General features: G+C 30.9%; 20 protein-coding genes. 10 read left to right on the top strand and 10 right to left on the bottom strand.

The genetic code is table 11. The features are described 5' to 3' along the window. The first annotated feature begins 419 nt into the window (after positions 1-419). On the top strand, positions 420-704 hold the full coding sequence (locus L3B96_RS20475; protein ID WP_236896062.1) for a putative quinol monooxygenase: 285 nt from the start codon (positions 420-422) through the stop codon (positions 702-704). A gap of 92 nt (positions 705-796) precedes the next feature. Here L3B96_RS20475 and L3B96_RS20470 read toward each other — a convergent pair whose 3' ends face one another. From L3B96_RS20470 to L3B96_RS20425, 10 genes are all read right to left on the bottom strand, one after another. Next, on the bottom strand, positions 797-958 hold the full coding sequence (locus L3B96_RS20470) for a hypothetical protein (protein ID WP_238948432.1): 162 nt from the start codon (positions 956-958) through the stop codon (positions 797-799). A 199-nt stretch (positions 959-1157) separates the two neighbouring features. Next, positions 1158-2036 carry an L-serine ammonia-lyase, iron-sulfur-dependent, subunit alpha gene (gene sdaAA, locus L3B96_RS20465; protein WP_236896057.1) on the bottom strand — a complete coding sequence of 293 codons (879 nt, stop codon included), beginning with the start codon at positions 2034-2036 and terminating at the stop codon, positions 1158-1160. A gap of 1 nt (position 2037) precedes the next feature. Continuing rightward, positions 2038-2718 (bottom strand): L-serine ammonia-lyase, iron-sulfur-dependent subunit beta, encoded by a 681-nt coding sequence (gene sdaAB / locus L3B96_RS20460; protein WP_236896054.1) that lies wholly within the window; start codon positions 2716-2718, stop codon positions 2038-2040. 281 nt (positions 2719-2999) lie between these two features. Continuing rightward, positions 3000-3353 (bottom strand): DUF1667 domain-containing protein, encoded by a 354-nt coding sequence (locus tag L3B96_RS20455; RefSeq protein ID WP_026885910.1) that lies wholly within the window; start codon positions 3351-3353, stop codon positions 3000-3002. 1 nt (position 3354) lies between these two features. Next, positions 3355-4608 carry an FAD-dependent oxidoreductase gene (locus L3B96_RS20450; RefSeq protein ID WP_238948431.1) on the bottom strand — a complete coding sequence of 418 codons (1254 nt, stop codon included), beginning with the start codon at positions 4606-4608 and terminating at the stop codon, positions 3355-3357. Between the two features lie 17 nt (positions 4609-4625). After that, positions 4626-6053 (bottom strand): NAD(P)/FAD-dependent oxidoreductase, encoded by a 1428-nt coding sequence (locus L3B96_RS20445; protein ID WP_012060664.1) that lies wholly within the window; start codon positions 6051-6053, stop codon positions 4626-4628. Positions 6054-6507: 454 nt separating this feature from the next. Continuing rightward, positions 6508-8007 (bottom strand): glycerol kinase GlpK, encoded by a 1500-nt coding sequence (gene glpK / locus L3B96_RS20440; RefSeq protein WP_012060665.1) that lies wholly within the window; start codon positions 8005-8007, stop codon positions 6508-6510. A 292-nt stretch (positions 8008-8299) separates the two neighbouring features. Further along, positions 8300-8857 (bottom strand): glycerol-3-phosphate responsive antiterminator, encoded by a 558-nt coding sequence (locus L3B96_RS20435; protein WP_012060666.1) that lies wholly within the window; start codon positions 8855-8857, stop codon positions 8300-8302. Between the two features lie 85 nt (positions 8858-8942). Next, the gene (locus tag L3B96_RS20430; RefSeq protein WP_012060667.1) at positions 8943-9656 is read right to left on the bottom strand and encodes an MIP/aquaporin family protein; all 714 of its coding nucleotides are present in this window, start codon (positions 9654-9656) and stop codon (positions 8943-8945) included. Positions 9657-10303: 647 nt separating this feature from the next. Continuing rightward, entirely contained in the window at positions 10304-11959 is a 1656-nt protein-coding gene (locus L3B96_RS20425; protein ID WP_238948430.1) for a nucleoside kinase, read from the bottom strand. Between the two features lie 352 nt (positions 11960-12311). Between L3B96_RS20425 and L3B96_RS20420 the strand changes: the two genes are divergently transcribed. From L3B96_RS20420 to argF, 9 genes are all read left to right on the top strand, one after another. Continuing rightward, positions 12312-13010, top strand: a complete 699-nt coding sequence (locus L3B96_RS20420) for a DUF421 domain-containing protein (RefSeq protein ID WP_012060669.1) — start codon at positions 12312-12314, stop codon at positions 13008-13010. Next, positions 13007-13387 (top strand): DUF4363 family protein, encoded by a 381-nt coding sequence (locus L3B96_RS20415; protein ID WP_077829107.1) that lies wholly within the window; start codon positions 13007-13009, stop codon positions 13385-13387. The genes L3B96_RS20420 and L3B96_RS20415 overlap by 4 nt, the downstream gene beginning before the upstream one ends. Positions 13388-13731: 344 nt before the next feature. Beyond that, positions 13732-14955 carry an argininosuccinate synthase gene (locus L3B96_RS20410; RefSeq protein WP_012060671.1) on the top strand — a complete coding sequence of 408 codons (1224 nt, stop codon included), beginning with the start codon at positions 13732-13734 and terminating at the stop codon, positions 14953-14955. Then, positions 14955-16340, top strand: coding sequence for an argininosuccinate lyase (argH, locus tag L3B96_RS20405; RefSeq protein WP_238948429.1), 1386 nt, complete (start codon positions 14955-14957; stop codon positions 16338-16340). The genes L3B96_RS20410 and argH overlap by 1 nt, the downstream gene beginning before the upstream one ends. 325 nt (positions 16341-16665) lie before the next feature. Then, the gene (gene argC, locus L3B96_RS20400) at positions 16666-17700 is read left to right on the top strand and encodes an N-acetyl-gamma-glutamyl-phosphate reductase (protein WP_238948428.1); all 1035 of its coding nucleotides are present in this window, start codon (positions 16666-16668) and stop codon (positions 17698-17700) included. Between the two features lie 97 nt (positions 17701-17797). After that, entirely contained in the window at positions 17798-19021 is a 1224-nt protein-coding gene (argJ, locus tag L3B96_RS20395) for a bifunctional glutamate N-acetyltransferase/amino-acid acetyltransferase ArgJ (protein WP_038457999.1), read from the top strand. A 96-nt stretch (positions 19022-19117) separates the two neighbouring features. Further along, positions 19118-19975: an acetylglutamate kinase gene (argB, locus tag L3B96_RS20390; RefSeq protein ID WP_012060675.1), complete on the top strand. Its 858-nt coding sequence runs from the start codon at positions 19118-19120 to the stop codon at positions 19973-19975. Between the two features lie 114 nt (positions 19976-20089). After that, positions 20090-21271, top strand: a complete 1182-nt coding sequence (locus tag L3B96_RS20385) for an aspartate aminotransferase family protein (RefSeq protein ID WP_012060676.1) — start codon at positions 20090-20092, stop codon at positions 21269-21271. Between the two features lie 95 nt (positions 21272-21366). Continuing rightward, the gene (argF, locus tag L3B96_RS20380; protein ID WP_012060677.1) at positions 21367-22287 is read left to right on the top strand and encodes an ornithine carbamoyltransferase; all 921 of its coding nucleotides are present in this window, start codon (positions 21367-21369) and stop codon (positions 22285-22287) included. Positions 22288-22552 lie beyond the last annotated feature (265 nt).

Below are 22552 nucleotides of genomic sequence, written 5' to 3'. Positions count from 1 at the left end.
TAAATTCCTCTCCTCTATTAATAAAATAGCTTTTCTTAATTTCAAAAGTCTTTTAGGTCAATAATTTGCAATCAAAATTATTTATAAATCTTTTTAGACATTTTTATATAGATAGCTTATTTCAACATATTATACTATAGTTAGTTTAGTAATTTTATAGTTAATTATATACAAATTCATATACTGGAACGATAAATTAAGAAATTTACGTATATTATTGTAATTAAATTTCTACATTCTGGCCTTAATCAAGTCCTTAGATTACTAGAGTTTTAAATGAAAATTTATTATTACAACATGTATAGTAAGTTTATACATGCACTAAATTCTTCTATATCATCTATTATTAATAAAGTTAAAATATTTCTTAATTAAGTGATATACTAATTTTAATAAATATTATAGAAAGAAGGATTAATATGATAAAAATAGTAGCCAAAAGTGTTATTAAAAATGAACAAACAGAAAAATATCTAAGCCTTGGGAAAGAGTTAGTTGATAAAAGTAGACAAGAAGAAGGCTGTATCTCATATGGCTTGTTTCAAGATATCAATGATAGTTCTATATTCACCTTTATAGAAGAATGGCAAGACGAAGAAGCAATTAATTTGCATAATAAAAGTGAGCATTTTACAAGAATAGTTCCTTTACTAGGTGAACTTCGTGTAGGCAATGGGGAAGTAAATTTATACAAAGAAATATAAAAATCCCAATGCACCTTCGTAAGGTATTGTTAATCACTGGATCCCTAAAGTAAACTTAAAGTTATATACGTAAATACCGAAAGGAAGGTCATTCATTTGTTCCAGGTTGCTGGAGTATTTAGCTGTGAATTTCCACTAGAAGAAGTTGCACCATTTCTGAATGTTCCCGAGGCAAGCTCGTGACAAGCAATAAATAAAACAACTTCTACTAAGGAAATATCTACAACTAAAAACTCAATGCAATACTTCTGCAAAAGTATGACCTTCCTTTCTAGTGTAGACTATAATTAAAAATATATATTTTACTTTAGGCTCGGTATCTACGTCCGAAATAACTAAATGTATATGTGAACTACTTAAAGGTGATAGCAAAATAAAGAAATAGAATACATGTATTCTATTTCGATTGTTTATCAATTTGCTTTAAGTTCTTTACAATACTTTATATGTGCATTATTCTTTTCCGAAAACCTGTTCTTTAAGCTTTAGTCCTGTTTTAGTTACAGCTATTCCACCTAAAGCTGTTTCTCTAAGTGATTCTGGCAAACTTTTTCCAACCTTGTACATGGCACTTACTGTATCGTCAAATGGTATTTTTGAAGCTACACCTGCCATTACCATATCTGCCATACATAAAGCAGTTATTGCTCCTTGTGCATTTCTCTTGGCACATGGTATTTCAACAAGTCCCGCAACTGGATCACAAACAAGGCCAAGTACATTTTTAATTACTATTGCTGCTGCATCTAAACTCATCTCAGGAGTTCCTCCCATCATCTCAACAACAGCAGCTGCTCCCATTGCAGAAGCTGATCCACATTCTGCCTGACATCCACCTTCTGCTCCTGCTAGTGTTGCATTTAAACCAATAATCATTCCTACAGCAGCTGCCGCAAATAATCCATTTATAAGTCCTTCTTCATCTAATCCAAGTTTTTCTCCAGCGCTTAAAATTACTGCTGGTAATATTCCACAAGAACCAGCTGTCGGACATGCAACTATCTTACCCATAGACGCATTAACCTCCGATGAAGAAAGTGCCATAGCCATAGCCATATTGGTTACATCACCTGTCAAAGCTTTTCCTTTCTTAGCATAATTATGTATCTTAAAAGCATCTCCACCAATTAAGCCACTAACAGAATAAACTTCTTTCTCCATTCCCTCATTAGCTGCTGAAATCATGACGTTCAAATTTTTCCTCATTTTTTCTATTGCTTCATCCCTTGTTACTCCTTTTTCCTCCACTTCATATCTTATTGCATATTCACTTAATGAAATATTATGTTCTTCACATATTTCTAACAATTCCATACCTGTTTTTGCAAACATATTATTCACCTTCCTTTGCTGGGCTTATTGAAATTACATTATGTACTAACTCTATTTCCTTAATTTTCTCTATTAAAATATTATTAACTTTATTATCCATCTCAAAAATCATTATAGCTTCATGCCCTTTTTGCTGCCTGAAAACTCTCATAAAGGCTACATTTATATTTTCACTATATAATATACTTGTAACACTATTAATTACCCCCGGAGCATCTTTATGAGCTATTATTAAAGTTTCATACATTCCAGTAAAATCAACCTTATTATTATTAACTTCTACAACTTGAATATTCCCACCGCCAATTGATGATCCCATAACTTCGCAATATTGACCACTAATTGTTTTCATAATAAATTTTACTGTATTAGGATGAACATCACCTAATTCTGCCTCCTTAAATAAAAATTTAATACCTTTTTCTTTTGCTATCTCCATAGAATATCTAAGTTTTTCATCACTTGGTTCCATTCCTAAAATACCAGCAACTAAAGCTCTATCTGTTCCATGACCTTTATATGTTTTAGCGAATGAACCATGTAGTAAAAATGTCACCTCTGATACGTCTCCACCTGCTATACCTCTTGCTATCTTCCCAAGCCTCGCTGCACCTGCTGTATGTGAACTTGAGGGTCCTATCATAATAGGCCCTAAAATATCGAAAACTCCTATCCCTTTCATTGTGAGAAATATCCTCCCTTTTATTTATTATATATATCATTAGTTTTTCTTTACTAATATATTTATACTCTAGCTTTTTCTACCTAAATAATATCATAAATTTGATTACATATACATGTTTCAATTTAGTTTCTACATATTAATAGTAATTTAGCACTTAACTTACTTGAATTCTAAATCTAGTTATTGTTAGAATATGTGATTTCTAAAATATAATCCATAATAAAAGCATCATCAATATTTAATATCGATGATGCTTTTAATCAAACTTTCATTAGTTTCTATTTTTCATGTATATTTCTTGTCGCAACTATATCAACGCCAGTTCCAAGAACATCTTTTATTACAACATCTCCTATTTTAACAGGAGCCTTTATTGTTATTTTATTTATTTCTTCCATGCATTTGAAATTAAGTCCTTTAGGAATTGGATTATTTGTTTTAACAGGTACTACTGGTAATTCTCCATTTTCCACTTTAACAGTTGAAGTTATTACTCTTACAGGATTTGTAACTTCATTTATTCCATACTCAATACCTCTATTACAGCCATTACCTTGTACACTTTTATTTTCAGCATCTACTTTTAAATGACATCCCTTAGGGCAACATATACAAATTAATTCTTTTTCCATTTTATTCACCATCCTCTAATGATATTGTTATATCACCTTTAACTTTCTCTAATAGCACCTTACTTAAAACTACCTTTTCCATTTCTGATGGTGCTAAGTGAGCTCTTTTAAATTTAGCTATAACTTCATCATTGCATCTTACAACTAATGCCTTATTATGATATATGTTATTTACTCTCATAAATACAGTTAGTTTATCATCAACAGCTTCTGCATTAACTTTTTGTGGCACTGTATAATTTATATTTGTACCATTTATTATGTTTACATATTTATCTTTCTTAAGTTCACCCTTAATGTACTTAGCAGCAGAAAAACCTGCGTGTTTTGACTCTTGAGTTACAAAGTCAACTAAGTCATGAACATGAACTACATTACCACATGCAAATATTCCTTCTACTGAAGTTTCCATACTCTCATTCACAATTAAACCATTAGTTCTTCTATCAGGTTCAAGTCCGGCATTAAATGATATTTCATTTTCTGGAATTAATCCAACTGATAGTAGTAGTGTATCTACATCAAATTCTTTCTCAGTTCCTTTAATAGGTCTCTTATTTTCATCAACTTCTGCTATTACAACTTTTTCAAGTCTCTTATCTCCTACAATATCTACAACTGTGTGTGATAAATATAGAGGAATATCATAATCATTTAAACATTGTACTATATTTCTGTTTAATCCATTTGAATATGGACACAATTCAACTACAGCTTTAACTTTAGCGCCTTCAAGAGTCATTCTTCTAGCCATTATAAGTCCAATATCTCCTGATCCTAAAATAAGGACTTCTTTACCAGGCATATATCCTTCTACATTTATATATCTTTGGGCTGCACCTGCATTAAATACACCCGCTGGTCTATCGCCAGGAATATTTATAGCACCTCTAGTTCTTTCCCTACAACCCATTGCAAGAATTATAGCTTTAGCCTTAAGTTCCATATATCCTTCTTCTGTATTTATTGCATAAACAGTTTTATCTTTTCCGATTTCTAATACCATAGTGTCTAGTTTAACTTCAACATTAGTATCTTGAATCATTTCAATGAATCTTCCTGCATATTCTGGTCCTGTAAGCTCTTCCTTAAAAGTATGAAGTCCAAAACCATTATGAATACATTGATTTAATATACCACCTAATTCTTTATCTCTTTCTAAAATTAATATTTTTTTAATTCCACTATTATATGCTTCATATGCTGCCGCAAGACCAGCTGGTCCTCCACCTACTACTATTAATTCATAACTCATAATAACACCTCATCCTTCTATTTTGTCTTACCTAATAATATATATGAACCTGATTTTTCTTGAACTACATCTTCAAGTGGGACATTACATTCTCTTGCTATTATTTCCTGAACTCTTGGTCCGCAGAATCCACCTTGACATCTTCCCATCCCTGGTCTACATCTTCTTTTAATACTATCTAAGGATGGTATCCCTATACTTCTCTTTATTGCATCTACAATCTCACCTTCTGTTATGCTTTCACACCTACAAACCATTCTTCCATATTGCGGATTTTTCTTTATTAATTCAGCTTTTTCTTTGGCTGATAATTCCATAAAATGAATTTGTTCTCTTTTTGCCTTAAAGTCTGATTTTTTATCTAACTTACATCCTGATTCTTTCAATATTTCCACAACATCAAGAGCTATAGCTGGTGCTGAAGAAAGACCAGGTGATTTCATTCCGGCAACATCTATGAAACCTTTGACTTCATCATTTTCTTCTACTATAAAATCACCTGTATCTGGATTAGCACGAAGACCTGCAAAGCTCCTTATTATTTCTCTAAAATTAACTTTATTAGTTGTACGCATTGAAGCGTCTCTTACTTCATTTAATCCTTCTGCTAGTGTTCCAACATCATCTTTATCTTCTATATCTCTGGCATCAGGTCCAACTAATAAATTTCCATGAACAGTTGGAGTAACTAAAACTCCTTTTCCAAGTTTTGATGGACATTGGAATATTGTATGGCTGACTACATTTCCTTGAGTTTTATCCATTACAAAGTATTCCCCGCTTCTTGGTACTATCTTAAAGCTTTCTTTGCAAACTAAATTATGAATTTTATCTGCATAAAGTCCAGCTGCATTTATTACAAATTTTGATTCTATTATTTCTCCATCTTTAGTTGTAATTTTAAATGTATCATTTTTTTCTATTGCAACAACTTCTTTTTCTAGCTTAATTTCTCCTCCATTAGCTACTGCATTTTCTGCTAGTGCAATTGTATATTCAAACGGACCTACTATACCACCAGTTGGTGCATATAAAGCTCCAAAAATTTCTTGATTAAGGTTTGGTTCCTTTTCTAGAACCTGTTCTTTACTTAAAATTTGTAAATCTTTTACGCCTATTTTTGTCCCATTTTCATAAAGAGCTTGTACTGTTTTCATATCTTCATCGTTAAAAGCTATTATCAGAGATCCGTTTCTCTTAAAAGGTACACTTAACTCTTTGCAAAGATCTTCAAACATCTCATTTCCTGCTACATTATATTTTGCCATTAAAGTACCTTCCTTAGGATCATATCCAGCATGAACTATTGCTGAATTTGCTTTGCTTGTTCCCATCGATACATCTTTTTCTTTTTCTAAAACAACTACTTTTAAATTGTACTTAGTTAGTTCCCTAAAAATAGAATTTCCAATAACCCCTGATCCAATTATTGCTACATCATACATATTACATCCTCCTTATTAATAGCGCATAAAAAAAGTCAAGCTAAAAACAAGGTGTAATCCACCAACGTTTTCATGCTTGACTCTATATTCTCTCAGCATTTATTTTAAATTATATATACATTATATCATGTAAATGTATACTTGTCTACTATTTGCTCTGAATTTTCAATTTTAATTTTTTATCAAAAATTTGTCTGATGTATAGCCATCTTTACCTCTATTTCTTTAAGTTGGAGCTAACATTGACTAGACCATACATAGACCTAATTAAGATTTATATGGATATCAAGATTCATATAAATCAAGTTTCACATAATAACACTACTTTATTTTCAAATACTATTTTAAACTATGTACCCTATATGTCATCAACATTTAGGGTACATTATAATACTCAAAGCTTGTGATTAACTTAGACTAATCTGGAATAATAAACACTTATTAAAGTATCATTCTATTCCTCTTCCCATCCTTCTGCTCTCTTAACTGCTTTTTTCCATCCTTTATATAATTTTTCCTTCTTCTCTTCTGCTAAGTTTGGAGAATAAGACTGACTTACAGCCCACTTTTCAGCTATTTCTTCTTTTGATTTCCAGAAACCTACAGCAAGTCCTGCTAAATATGCTGCACCAAGAGCTGTTGTTTCAGTTATAATAGGTCTTACAACCTCTGCCCCTGTTATATCAGCTTGGAATTGCATTAATAAATTATTTCTACTTGCTCCACCATCAACTTTAAGTCTTGTTAATTTACATCCTGCATCCTCTTGCATTGCATCTATAAGATCCTTAGATTGATATGCAATAGATTCAAGAGCAGCTCTTATTATATGATTTCTATTAGCACCTCTTGTAAGTCCGAAGATAGCACCTCTTGCATACATATCCCAATATGGAGCTCCAAGTCCTGTGAATGCTGGAACAACATATACACCACCATTGTCTTCTACTTTCTGTGCAAAATACTCTGTATCTGCTGCATCAGTAACCAACTTAAGTTCATCTCTAATCCATTGAATAACAGCACCACCAACAAATACTGAACCCTCTAATGCATATTGTACTTTTCCATCTATACCAACTGCAATAGTACTTACTAATCCATTTTTACTATGAATCATTTTTTCTCCTGTATTCATAAGTAAGAAGCATCCTGTTCCATAAGTATTTTTAACACTACCTTCTTCAAAACAAGTTTGTCCAAATAGAGCGCATTGTTGATCCCCTGCCATACCAGCTATTGGAACTCTAACGCCTCCTGTTCCTCCAAGATTTGTGTATCCATAAACTTCTGATGAATTTTTAACTTCTGGTAACATTGATTTTGGAATGTTAAGCTTTTCTAGGATTCTTTCATCCCATCTTAATTCCTTTATATTATAAAGCATTGTTCTAGACGCATTAGTATAATCTGTTACATGAACCTTACCATTTGTAAGTTTCCACACCAACCAAGTATCTACTGTACCAAATAATAGTTCACCTTTTTCTGCTCTTTCTCTAGCACCTTCTACATTGTCTAAAATCCATTTTATTTTAGTTGCTGAAAAATATGCATCCAAAAGTAATCCTGTATTTTCTTTTACATATTCACTAAATTCTTTGTCTAGTTTAAGTTCTTCTATTATACCTGCTGTTCTTCTACATTGCCATACTATTGCATTGTATACTGGTTCTCCAGTGTTTTTATCCCAAACTATTGTTGTTTCTCTTTGATTAGTAATTCCTATAGCTGCTACTTCTTCTTGAGTTATATTAGTCTTTGCAATAACTTCTTGTAAAACTCCATATTGGCTTGCCCATATTTCTAAAGGATTATGTTCAACCCATCCTTGGTTTGGGTAAATTTGAGTAAATTCTTTTTGACTTACTCCTAATATATTTTGTTCTTTATCAAAGATTATCGCTCTTGAACTTGTAGTTCCTTGATCTAATGCTAATATATATTTTTTCATACAAAACACCCTGCTTTCTAATATTTATATATTCTAATATTTACCTAGAAAAGGTTAAATTTATTATTTATATTTTAGGAAATGAATTTAACAAATGGTTGACCTTAAAAAATTGAGTTAATGTTCTAGACGTAATTTTAGCGACAATTAAAGCCACATAAAACATCCATTTATACAGAAGCAATAATATTTATTTTTACTGCCTCGTACAAATTTTAAATTTACTCAGTCCATTAAGTGTTTCCCAAGTAATTTCAGTTTTATGTGGCTTTATTCTCTAATTCTCTTCAGCCTACATATTCCAAATTTCTTTTTTAGTTGTAGATACGCATGTTGCTCCTGAATTTAATGCCTGCATTACCTCTTCCTTAGTTTCAATTAGTCCTCCAGCAACAACTGGCTTACTAGAATATTTTGAAATAATTTCAATTACTTTTGGAATTATTCCTGGAAGTACCTCTATTGCATCGCATTCAGAAATCATATGATTTTTTACATTGTTTAAAGAAAGTGTATCAAATATAAAAACTCTTTGAACTCCTAGTAAATTATACTTTTTTGCTAGTTTTACAACTTGTGGCTTTGTACTTATTATTCCACTAAATTTAGTTTCTTCTTTAATATACTTTACAACAATTTCCTTATTCGTAAATCCTTCAACCAAATCTATATGGATTATTCCTATTTTATTTCTAGATGTTATAATTTCACTTATCTCTTTAATATTCATTACATCTCCAAATAAAACAAATATAACTTGAGCTTCTGAATCTAACGCCTGATTTAATTGTTCTTCATTTTTTACTGCTGCTATAATTGGATTTTCTTCTAATAACTCTTTTATATTCATTGGCCCTCCCATGTAATTGTTTTCTTTTTTATTCTTAGTATTACATAGTTGTTTGTCTCTGTCAATTCTAACTATTAATTAACTTTTATAATATTCCATGTAACATTACATAAAATAATGCAGCTAAAGTTCCTCCTACAATTGGGGCAACAACAGGAATCCATGCATATCCCCAATTAGAATCTCCCTTATCAGGTATAGGTAATACTGCATGTGCGATTCTTGGCATTAAATCTCTTGCTGGATTAATTGCATATCCCGTTGGGCCTCCTAAACTTACACCAATAGCCAAAATTAAAAATGCTACAAACAATGTTCCCATTCCATTTGATAGATTTTGATCTCCCATTCCTAAAATTGCATAAACTAGTACAAATGTTCCTACAAGCTCAGTTATAAAATTAATTGAAGTATTCTTTACTTGAGGGCCTGTACAAAATACACCAAGTTTGCTTCCTTTATCTTCAGTAGCTTTAAATTGATCATTATAAACAATAAATACCAAAACTGCTCCTAAAAATGCACCAATACATTGTCCAGCTAAATAAATCGGAACTTGAGCCCACGATACTTTACCTATTACTGCTAACGCAATTGTTAATGCTGGATTAAAATGAGCCCCACTATAACTTCCAAAAATTAATGCTGGAATTCCTACCGCAAAAGCCCATCCTATTGCAATTACTATTAATCCTGCTCCTGATCCACCTGATTTTTTTAATACGACATTGGCTACAACACCATCACCTAATAGAATAAGTAATAAAGTACCTACTAATTCTGCGAAAAAAATTGTCATAACATTATCTCCCTTCTACTTCACAATACTTGTTTGTTTTTTAACATTTTAGAACGGTTAATATTACTAGAAAACAACACATTACATAATATTCATAATTTATTTTAGTATGACTAATTTAAAAGTTTTAAATCAATGTACATCCAGTAATTTTGGCCATAAGTATAGCCACATAAAACTCCTTACATTTTAAACAATCATATATTTCTAACTGTTTAAAACATAAGTTTCAAATTTACTTGGTAATCATAAGATTTCCTAAGTAAACTTAGTTTTATGTGGCTTTATTCTCTATTTCTCTATAGCCTACATTTCTAAAATTTTTTCAGAACTGCAATGTAATTGTTTTCTTGTTAGATTTAGTATCACATATTTACTTTATAGTGTCAAGCTTAGTTAATAATATAACAATTAAAATCAATACATATTATTTGCTCATTCATTCTTAATTACTTGACTGCCAATGCATCTTGTTTCATACCTAATTATTGTTTCTTATTTTCTTCTTTTAATCCTTATTTTTACAATCAAACATTGTTAATATTTTATCTATTATAAATTTATCTTAAGAACACAAGAACTATAGATAAATGTTCAAATTTATCTATAGTTCTATATAATAATATTAGTGAAATAACATACTTAATTTAATATTCATAAAAAGCTGATCCTCCGATAAATTCTCTTAACAGAGAATTCTTTGGCACTTCATCAACATTAATCTCTTTGAAAAAGTTCAAAAACGATTTTAATCTTATAGCTTCTGAATAAACTGAACTTTCTTCCGTTATTTCATCTAGCTCTTTTAATGCATATGGCTTTAAAACGCCGAGTTCATAAACCAATGTAGAATTAAATGCTACATCCGCACCTTCTTGATAAACAAATATATTATTTTTTTCTCCTTTCTTTATAGATTTCCACATTTTTAAAGTTTCTTCCGCCTTATATCCTCTTGATAATGAATCTCTAACTATTCTTCTCACCTTTCGTACATCTGTTGTAGAAATTCTATTATGATTATCTATATTTAGCTGTGTCAATGCTGATATATATATTTTAAATACATTCCTATTTAAATTGCTTGAAATTAAATTTGGATTTAAACCATGTATCCCCTCAAGTATCAAAACTCCATTTTTAGGTAATTTAACTTTATAGTCATTCCATTCTTTTTTCCCAGTTTTAAAATTATAACTAGGAAGATCCACTTCTTCTCCGCTCATTAATCTTTCTAAATTATCATTCAACAAACTTAAGTCCAATGCATCAATAGATTCATAGTTATAATCTCCATTCTCATCTTTTGGCGTTTCTTCTCTATTTACAAAATAGTTATCCAAGGACAATGGTATAGGTATTAATCCATTCACTCTCAATTGTATACTTAACCTATTCGCAAAAGTAGTTTTTCCTGAGGATGATGGGCCAGCGATAAGTATAATTTTCACATCTTTTCTATCTAAAACATCATCAGCTATATTAGCTATTTTCTTTTCATGAAGCCCCTCTGAAACCATAATTATATTTTTCAGTTCATTATTAAGCACTTTTTCATTTAGAGTCCCGACATCTTCGATTCCTAAAATGTTTAGCCATCTTTGAGTCTCTATGAAAATTTTTGTTAAGCTCTTTTCTTCTCTAAATTCAGCTAATTCACTTAGATTAGTCTCTTCTGGTCTCTGTAAAATGAATCCTGATTCATACTTAAATACATCAAATTTATTTATGATGCCTGTTGAATATCCCATAGGACCATAAAAATAATCATACCTTCCTTCAAGCTCATAAAGATGAACATGCTTTATATCACAATACTTTAAAAGCTTAACTTTATCGTCCATCTTATATCCTTCAAAAATCTTAATGGCTTCTTCTTTTGACGTTCTCATACTCTTAATTGGTACATTTCTATCTATTATTTCTTGCATCTTGACCTTTATCTTATCAATTTCACCTTTACTTAATTGATTTTCCTTATGAACTTCTCCATATACTGCCTTACTTATAGCATGGTCTATTGTTATCTTCGATTCTGGAAATAAATCCAATGCTACCTTTATAAATATAAACTGTAAAGTTCTTGTGAATATTTTCATTCCAAGTTCTGTGTCAAAGCCTATTAATTCTACTTCTCCATCATCCTCTATCACTTCAGTTAATTCACAATACCTTCCATTTAATTTGCATATAGCTATATCTTTAACCCTATCTTTGTAATTACCCATAATTAATTCATAAAAAGTCAGTCCTTTTTTAGCTTTAATTTTCTTATCTTTAAATTCAATCCCTCTACACTCCATACTATTCAAACCTTCCTTTATATAATTTGATTATCCCTTTAGATTTTAATTTCACAATTTGAAAATTAAGCTCTCCGTCTCTGTAAAGTCTCTTATTCTAATTGTATTCAAATATTTGGGTACCATAATAATCATTTCAAATATATTATATACACTATTTCCAAAAAAGATAAACTTTTTTGTTAAGTCTATAAAATAAAATACCAATTATAAACTTACCATGAAATGTTCTTATTTAGCATGGCTGCTTTTTTCTATGGCGAAATGTTCTTAGTTGCAGCATAGCTGCTTTTTTCTATGGTGCGTATATTAATTTTATTTTTGCAAATATTATTTTCGAGGTGATTTTTTAATGTTTGTAGTATCAATCAGAACTGCTATTTTATATTTATTGGTTGTATTAACTATGAGGCTAATGGGAAAAAGGCAAATAGGAGAACTTCAGCCTTATGAATTTGTAATAACTATTATGATTTCAGACTTAGCATCATTGCCAATGCAAGACACAAGGCTCCCATTATTATTAGGTATTATACCAATTATAACATTGCTATTTTTAAAAACACTTTTAACACAAATAGGATTAAAATTTCAATATACCCGAAAGCTCGTGGATGGAGAGCCCTGCATATTAGTCCATAAAGGAAAAATTAATTACTCAACGCTAAAAAAGCAACAATTAAATATAGATGAGTTACTAGAAGAGTTAAGACTTGCCAATTATTTTAATCTTGATGAAATTCAATATGCAATTTTAGAGAATGATGGTCAAATATCTATATTACCAACAGATTATAATTCTTCTAATGCATCAAATTCAGGAAATACTGCTCAAAATACTGAAGCAAAATTGCCGAAAGTATTAATTTCCGATGGTGAAGTAAATAAAAACTCACTAACTTCCATGAATAAAGATGAAGAATGGATATCTAATCTACTTAAAAAGCACAATATTAAATCAATAAAGCATGTCCTTATTGCTTTATATGATACAGAAGGCAAATTTAAATATCAACTTTTTGATAAATACGAAAAGGAGGATGCGCAATGAGAAATGCTATAATATCAATACTTTTGTTTCTCCTAACTATGTCATGCGTATATTTTTTAAATAAGTCTGTCATTAGCTTATGCGATAATATTGAAATGCAAACTGAAGATATCGAACTTAATATCGCAAGTGACAAAATGGAGGATGCCTATTATCAGTCTCTTGAATTATTAAATACTATTCAAGATAATAATGTTTTAACATCTCTTTATCTTAGCCATCAAGAATTTGATAACTTGCTAAATGAAGCTTTAAGGTTATCTACATATCTTGTTCATAAAGATTCAACTGAAGCGCATACATCTCTACATTTAGTAAAGCATAATACTGATCATCTAAAGAAGTTACAAGCTCTAAATTTCGAGAATATTTTCTAATAGAACATTGACATGCAAACTTTTATTATATATACAAAAATTTTCGCATATATAAACATTCACTTTATTCGCACAATTATGCACCACAATAATTCATGCATAAAAACTAGTGCTATTTGCATAAATTATTGTTTTTCCTGCATAAACATTATTTTTTAATGCATATTTTTAATATTTTTATGAATATTTTTTCATTTTATACTTGATTATTCTTTTGCAAAACTGTATAATTATAAACATCAATTAGGTATTATAAATCAGATTAATTTATTGATTATATTTAAGAAAATAGCATTGCATGTATGTTTATGCATTTTATATGATTATTTAGGAGGGCTTTTAAAATGATAAAATATAACAAAGTAGTTTTAGCTTATTCGGGAGGACTAGATACATCGATTATTATCCCATGGCTTAAAGAAAATTATGGGTGTGAAGTAATTGCTGTATGCGGAAATGTAGGACAAAAGGACGAGCTTGATGGATTAGAAGAAAAAGCAATAAAAACAGGAGCATCAAAATTATATATTGAAGATTTAACTCAAGAGTTCGTTGATGATTATATCTTCCCTACTATTCAAGCTGGTGCTATATATGAAGGTAAATATCTTCTTGGGACCTCATTTGCTAGACCAATAATCGGAAAAAGGTTAGTTGAAATTGCTAAAGCAGAGGGAGCAGATGCAATTTGTCACGGATGCACAGGTAAAGGAAATGACCAAGTAAGATTTGAAATGGCAGTTAAAGCATTTGCTCCAGAAATGCCAATAATTGCTCCATGGAGAATTTGGGATATTAAATCAAGAGAAGATGAAATAGATTATGCAGAGGCTAAAAATGTTCCATTAAAAATCAACCGTGAAACAAATTACAGTAAAGATAAAAACATCTGGCATTTAAGCCATGAAGGTTTAGATTTAGAATTTCCTGAAAATGAACCACAATATGATAAAATTTTAGAACTTTGCAAAACTTTAGAGGCAGCTCCAAATGAGGCAACTTATATAACATTATCGTTTGAAAATGGAATTGCCATTGCTTTAAATGGTAAAAAAATGAACAGCGTTGAATTACTAGATGAATTAAATAAAATCGGTGGAGAAAATGCTATTGGTATAACTGATATGGTAGAAAACAGACTTGTTGGTATGAAATCAAGAGGTGTCTACGAAACTCCAGGCGGAACTATTCTTTATAAAGCACATAAAGATCTAGAAGAACTTTGCTTAGATAAGGAAACAGCTCATTATAAAGAGCAAATTGCTTTAAAATTTGCTGATTTAGTATATAACGGTCAATGGTTCACTCCTCTTAGAGAAGCATTAACTGAATTCGTTAATAAAACTCAAGAAACAGTTACAGGAGAAATTAAATTAAAATTATACAAAGGAAATATTGTCAATGCCGGCATGACTAGCCCATACTCACTATATAGCGAAGAATATGCAACTTTTGGAGAAGATGGAGTATACGATCAAAAGGATTCTGCTGGATTCATTAATCTATACGGTCTTCCAACAGTTGTAAAAGCTAAAATGCAAGAAAAAATTAAGAAAGAGGAAATGTAATGAAGCTTTGGGGCGGACGATTCAAAAAAGGCACTGACAAATTAGTTAATGATTTTAATTCTTCTATAAATGTTGATAGCAGAATGTATAAAGAAGATATTGAAGGCAGTCTAGCTCATGCTTCCATGCTTGGAAATCAAAATATAATTTCTAAGGAAGCTAGTGATAGAATTACTTCTGGTCTTCTAGAAATATTAAAAAGAATGGATAATGGAGTTATAGAAATTGATGAAACTTCTGAAGACATTCATAGTTTTGTTGAAGGTACTTTGACATATTACATTGGTGAATATGGAAAAATGCTTCATACTGGAAGAAGCAGAAATGACCAAGTAACTTTAGATTTAAGATTATATTTAAAGAAAGCTATAACATCATTAAAACAAGATATAATAGCTTTGGAAGAAGTTCTTTTAGAAAAAGCTAATGAAAACATAGGTACAATAATGCCTGGATATACTCATATGCAAAAGGCTCAGCCAATTACATTTGCTCATCATCTTTTAGCTTATGCTGAAATGTTTAAAAGAGATCTAGGAAGACTTTCTGATTGCTATAAACGTGTTGATGAGATGCCACTTGGATCTGGAGCACTAGCAACATCCACATACCCTATTGATAGAGAAGCTGTTGCTCGTGATCTTGGTTTTTCAAAGGTTACACTAAATAGTTTAGATTCTGTCTCTGATAGAGATTATGCTATCGAAACACTTTCTTGCCTTTCAATGATAATGATGCATTTATCAAGATTTTCAGAGGAAATAATTCTTTGGTGTACTAATGAATTTAGCTTTATCGAACTTGATGATGGTTATAGCACTGGAAGCAGTATTATGCCTCAAAAGAAAAATCCTGATGTTGCAGAATTAGTTAGAGGTAAGACTGGTAGGGTTTATGGCGATCTCATGACTTTACTTACTGTTATGAAGGGAATTCCTCTCGCTTATAATAAAGATATGCAAGAAGATAAAGAAGCTCTATTTGATGGATTAGATACAGTTGTTCTTTCACTTAAAACTTTCTGTGGAATGATTAAAACAATGAAAGTTAAGAAGGAAAATATGAGAAAAGGTGCTGGTCTTGGATTTACTAACGCTACCGATGTAGCTGATTACTTAGTAAAAAAAGGCATGCCATTTAGAAATGCTCATGAAGTAGTCGGAGAAATAGTCCTTCAATGTATTAAAGATAACAAAATGATTGAAGAATTAACTATGGAAGAGTTTAAGAACTTCTCTCCTACATTTGAAGAAGATATTTACCATGCTATAGATTTACTTACTTGCGTAGAAGAGCGTAAAGTTATAGGCGGTCCTTCTACAGAATCAGTAAAAATTCAAATTGAAGCATTAAAAAATTTTATATCAGAAAATAAGGAAGTTTAATAAGATTAGTAATTGTAAAGAAAAAATTTAATATTTTTTTCCTTATAATAATAGAAGCCGTAGCATTCTCAGATAACGGCTTCTAAGTCTTAGACCATACTCCTTAAGTGTACATTATAATATCCCTTGAAGTATATGTTTAACTAAGATTCAGATGGAAATCCTCCTCTGAATCAAGTTCTACTTCATAAAAACTTTCAATTGTCTATGAAATTTCTAACACGAAATTTTATAGACAATTGAAATACTATAGTTAAAAATTAACATACAGAAAATAAATAATATTATTTTGCAATAATCAAATAAACAAGGGGGCTATTTAAAATTGGTTAAAATCGGAATAATTGGTGCCACAGGATATGTAGGCGCTGAACTTTTAAGATTATTATTATCTCATCCAAAGGTTGAAGTTGCAGCTTTAAGCTCAGTTTCTTTTGAGGGGCAAGAGATTAGCAATATATATAAAAATTTCTTAAGTAAAACAAATTTAATTTGTGAATCTGCACATGATGTTGTTGAAAAGTGCGACGTAATCTTCACTGCCCTCCCTCATGGATTAAGTGAAGATATTGCTAAAAAAGCACTAGATAATAAAAAGATCTGTATTGATATGGGTGCAGATTTCAGATTATCTAGCGAAGAAGAATACGAAAAATGGTATGGAAAGAAATTTACACAACCTGAGATACATGCAAACAGTGTTTATGGACTTCCAGAATTAAATAGAGATAAGATAAAGGAATGCTCCTTAGTTGCAAATCCTGGTTGCTATCCAACAACTATAGAATTAGGGTTAATGCCGTTACTTAAAAAATCACAAATAAAATTAGATAACATTATTTGTGATTCCAAATCTGGAACTACAGGTGCTGGAAGAGGATTAACTTTAAATACTCACTTTCCAGAAGAAAATGAAACTTTTGCACCTTACAAAGTTGGATCTCATAGACATACACCTGAAATTGAGGAAACATTATCTGCTATGGCAGAAGATAAAGTAAATGTAACATTTACTCCTCACCTACTCCCAATTAATAGAGGCATAGTTTCAACAATTTACTGCATTCCAAAAAATAAAGTCGATCTTGAAGAAATTCATAGACTATATACGGAGTTTTATAAAGGTGAACCTTTTGTTAGTATACTGCCACTTGGTGATACAGCTTCAATAAAAAACGTACGATTAACAAACGATTGTCATATATCTCTACACTTAAATCATAGAGAAGATCAAATTATTATTATTAGTACTATAGATAACATGATTAAAGGTGCTGCCGGACAAGCAATTCAAAACATGAATATAATTTTAGGTTTTAATGAAGCAGAAGGTTTAAATCTAATTGCACCAGCTTTTTAATTCATATCATTTTTAAATACTAAAAACTTTAACAGATTTAATTATTAATTATGCATTGTGCATCGAGCACTGTGCATTGACTAAGGGGGTTATAAATTTGGATATAAAATATATAGATGGCGGAGTTACAGCTCCTAACGGTTTCTTAGCTTCTGGGGTACACTGTGGATTAAAGCAAGGAAGCTTAAAAAAAGATTTAGCTTTGATTTATTCAGAAGTTCCTGCTGCTGCAGCAGGAATGTATACTAAAAATAAAGTTAAAGGGGCTCCTATTTACGTTACAAAAGAGCATTTATCAAACAAAAGAGCACAAGCAATAATAATAAATAGTGGCAATGCAAATACTTGTAATGGTGATGATGGTTTAATTAAGGCAAAAAAAATGACTTCATTGCAAGCTAATAAACTAAACTTAAAAGCAGAAGATGTTTTAGTTGCATCTACGGGAGTAATTGGGGTTCCTTTAAATATAGATGCTATTAAAGACGGTATTCCAATGCTTACTGAAAAGTTATCAAAGGAAGGTTCTAATGATGCATCTTTAGCTATAATGACAACAGATACTTTTCAAAAGCAACTAGCTGTAGAATTTTATATAGGTGATAAGAAAATTACTATGGGGTCGATGGCAAAAGGTTCAGGTATGATTGAACCAAACATGGGAACAATGCTTTCCTTCATTACAACTGATCTTTCTATTGCTCCAGAATTGCTACATGAAGCACTACAATCGAGTGTTGGAGTAACTTATAACAGAGTCAGCGTTGATGGAGATACAAGTACTAATGATATGGTATTAATTTTAGCTAATGGCTTAGCTGAAAATCCTACTATAACTGAAAAGGATGAAAGTTATAATACTTTCTTAAATGCCCTTACTGAGTTAAATACAATTATGGCTAAAAATATAGCTAAAGACGGTGAAGGTGCTACAAAACTATTAGAATGTCAAATAATCGGTGCAAAGAACGAAAAAGATGCAGTTGTTTTAGGTAAAAGTGTAATAAACTCTAGTTTAGTAAAGACTGCAATGTTTGGTAGCGATGCGAACTGGGGAAGAATTCTTTGTGCACTTGGATATGCAAATATTGATTTCGATCCCGAAAAAGTTGATGTTGCCTTTGAAAGTAAGGCTGGCTCAATAAAAGTTTGTGAATCTGGCAGTTCTTTACCCTTCGATGAAGATATTGCAAAAAAGGTTCTTAGCGAAAATGAAATAGTTATTAAAGTTAACTTATCCTTAGGTGATTATAGTGCTTATGTTTGGGGCTGTGACCTAAGTTACGAATATGTAAAAATAAATGGTGATTACAGAAGTTAATCTTAGATTATAAATATATTTTAAACTTATTCCAATGTACAGTTCTTAATATGTTAATTATGAACTGTACATTCTAAATTGACTGGGGGTATTAACTTGTTGAATCATACTGAAAGAGCTGAAGTATTAGTTCATGCATTACCTTATATACAACGTTACCGTGGAAAAATAATAGTAGTAAAATACGGCGGAAATGCAATGATAAGTAATGAACTTAGAGAAACAGTAATAAATGATATTATATTAATGAAATGTGTTGGAATTGAACCAATTGTAGTACATGGTGGCGGTCCTGATATTTCAGATTTATTAAATAGATTAAATCACAAAAGTGAATTTATTAACGGCTTAAGATATACTGATGATATTACCATTGAAGTAGTTCAAATGGTTTTAGGCGGAAAAGTAAATAAAAATTTAGTTTCTTTAATAGAGAAATTTGGAGGAAAGGCCATTGGCTTATGTGGAATGGATGGCTCTCTTTTAAAAGCTAAAAAAATAGAATCTGATAACGACTTAGGGTATGTAGGTGAGATAACTAAGGTTAATACAGAAATATTAAAAACTACCATAAGTTCAGGATATATACCTGTTGTTGGTAGCGTAGCCTTAGGAGAAGATGATAATAAGGCATATAATATAAATGCTGATACTTGCGCAGCAAAAATTGCATCAGCATTAAAAGCTGAAAGATTAATACTGCTTACTGACGTTCCAGGAGTTATGAAAGATCCAAAAGATATATCTACTCTAATTAGCACATTAAGATTACATCAAATACCCAAATTATGCCTTGAAGGGATAATAAAAGGTGGAATGATTCCTAAAATTGATTGTTGCGTTGAAGCAATTAGAATGGGTGTTGAAAAAGCAACTATCCTTGATGGACGTGTACCTCATTCTATTCTTTTAGAGTTATTCTCTAATGAGGGTATCGGAACAATGATTTATTAATCAAAATATTAAAATATTTTAGAAACTTCAAATAAATTTCTCTAATAATAGTTAATGATCTAAAGTTTATACTAGATATTATTAACTATTGAATAATTTAAAGGGGGCAATTTTATGTCATATGATTTTAACGAAGCAAAAGAACACGTTGTTAATAGCTATGGTCGTTTAGATCTTATACTCACTCACGGCGAAGGTGTTTATCTTTATGACCAAGATGAAAATAAATATTTAGATTTTACAAGTGGAATTGGTGTCAGCAGCTTAGGATATGGACATGAAAAATGGGTTAAAGCTACTAGTAATCAATTAAAAACACTTGCTCATACATCGAACATATTTCATACTGAACCAAGTTTAAAACTTGCTAAAGAATTAACTGAAAAAGCCAACATGAGTAAAGTCTTTTTTGCTAATTCTGGCGCTGAAGCTAATGAAGGATCAATTAAACTAGCTAGAAAATACAGTTACGACAAATATGGTGCTGGAAGAAGTAAAATTCTTACTCTAATTCAATCATTTCACGGTAGAACAATAACAACCCTAAAAGCAACTGGTCAAGAGAAATTTCATAAGTACTTCTACCCTTTTACAGAAGGTTTTGATTATGTAAAAGCAAATGATATAGAAGACTTTAAAGCTAAGCTTACAGATGATGTTTGTGCCATAATGCTCGAAGCAATACAAGGTGAAGGTGGTGTTATCCCTCTTGATACAAAATTCGTTCAAGAAGTAGTAAAAGCGTGTAATGAGAAAGATGTTCTTGTAATATTTGACGAAGTTCAATGTGGTATAGGTAGAACGGGTAAAATGTTTGGGTATAATAATTTCAATGTAGAGGCTGATATAGTCTCTGTAGCAAAAGGCCTTGGTGCAGGACTTCCTATAGGCGGAATACTTTGTTCCTCTAAAGTTGCAGATGTATTCAAGCCTGGTGATCATGGCTCAACTTTCGGAGCAAATCCTGTTGTATGTTCTGGTGCTTTAGTTGTTCTTGAAGAGATTTGTAATGAACAATACTTTGAGAAAATATATAAAAGAGGATTATTTGTAAGAGAGCTAATAGATGAAGCTAAAAATCCTCAAATTGTAGATGTACGTGGTATGGGATTAATGATCGGAATAAAGGTAAAATGTGATCCCGCTCTAGTCCAAAAAGAGGCTATAAAAAAAGGATTATTAGTACTTACAGCCGGTAAAGATGTTGTTAGACTTCTCCCACCACTTACTATAACTGAGAAAGAATTAAAAGTTGGTATAGACATTATTCTTGAAATTTTATCTAGCCTTAAGTAAATTTTACTTTGGTATGAATATAATCTTTATCGTATCTTTTGGATTTTCTCCCTAACTGCTCATTTTTCACTTTCTTATTGTTTGGAGGCATATATATGAAAAAAGACTTACTAAAAATGGATGATCTTTCTAAAGAGGAAATTCTGGATATTTTAAATTTAGCAGATCAGTTAAAATACGAACAAAAACATGGCATAGAACATCATCATCTTAAAGGTAAAAGTTTAGGAATGATTTTTGAAAAATCATCTACTAGGACCAGAGTTTCCTTTGAAGCCGGCATGTATCAATTAGGTGGAAATTCACTTTTTTTGACTGATAGAGACATGCAAATTGGTCGTGGTGAGCCAATTGAAGACACTGCTAGAGTTCTTTCTAGATTTATACAAGGCATAATGATTAGAACTTTCTCACAAGATGAGGTTGAAAAATTAGCTAAATATGCATCAATTCCGGTTATAAATGGATTAACAGATGAAGAACATCCTTGTCAGGTACTAGCTGATTTAATGACGATAAGGGAAAATAAAAATATATTAGAAGGTCTAAAAGTTGCTTTTATTGGCGATGGTAACAACATGGCCAATTCTCTAATGATTGGCTGCCTAAAAGTCGGCATGAATTTTGCAGTTGCATCTCCTGAGAATTATACTGCATCTAAGAAATACCTTAATAGAGCTAAAGAGATCGCAGAAAAAGAAGGCGTTACTTTTACAATTACTACATCTCCACTTGAAGCTGCTAAAGATGCTGATGTTATAATTACTGATGTTTGGGCTAGTATGGGCAGAGAAGGTGAGGCTAATGAGAGGATTAAAGCCTTTGAAGGATTCCAAGTTAATAAAGAATTAATGACTATTGCTGATAAAAATGCTATGGTGCTTCATTGTCTTCCTGCTCATAGAGGAGAAGAAATTTCAGCTGAAATTTTAGAAGAACATGCTGATTCAATTTTTGATGAATCTGAAAATAGATTACATGCCCAAAAAGCTGTCCTTGTTAAATTAATGAAATAATAAAATTCTAGTTAATAGAAAAATGATATACTTGTTTACTTCGATTGCTAAAAAAATTGCAAAGAATTTCTATCATTTCAAGATAAAAAATTTTTCAACTCACATACATTCAAACAATAAAAGTTTTTTATCTTGAAATAATGAAACTCTAATAATTTTTTTCTGATGCACTCTGCGCAAACAACTATATCATTTTTTTATATTTACACATAATTTAAATATTTATTTTATAAATTATTATTAATTTTACAGGCGTGATGATAAA

Origin of the sequence: Clostridium sp. YIM B02569 (assembly GCF_022320765.1) — a bacterium.
Lineage (GTDB): Bacteria > Bacillota > Clostridia > Clostridiales > Clostridiaceae > Clostridium > Clostridium beijerinckii.
The sequence above is the reverse complement of the archived record's forward strand: the minus strand, read 5'-3'. Positions and strand labels throughout refer to the sequence as shown.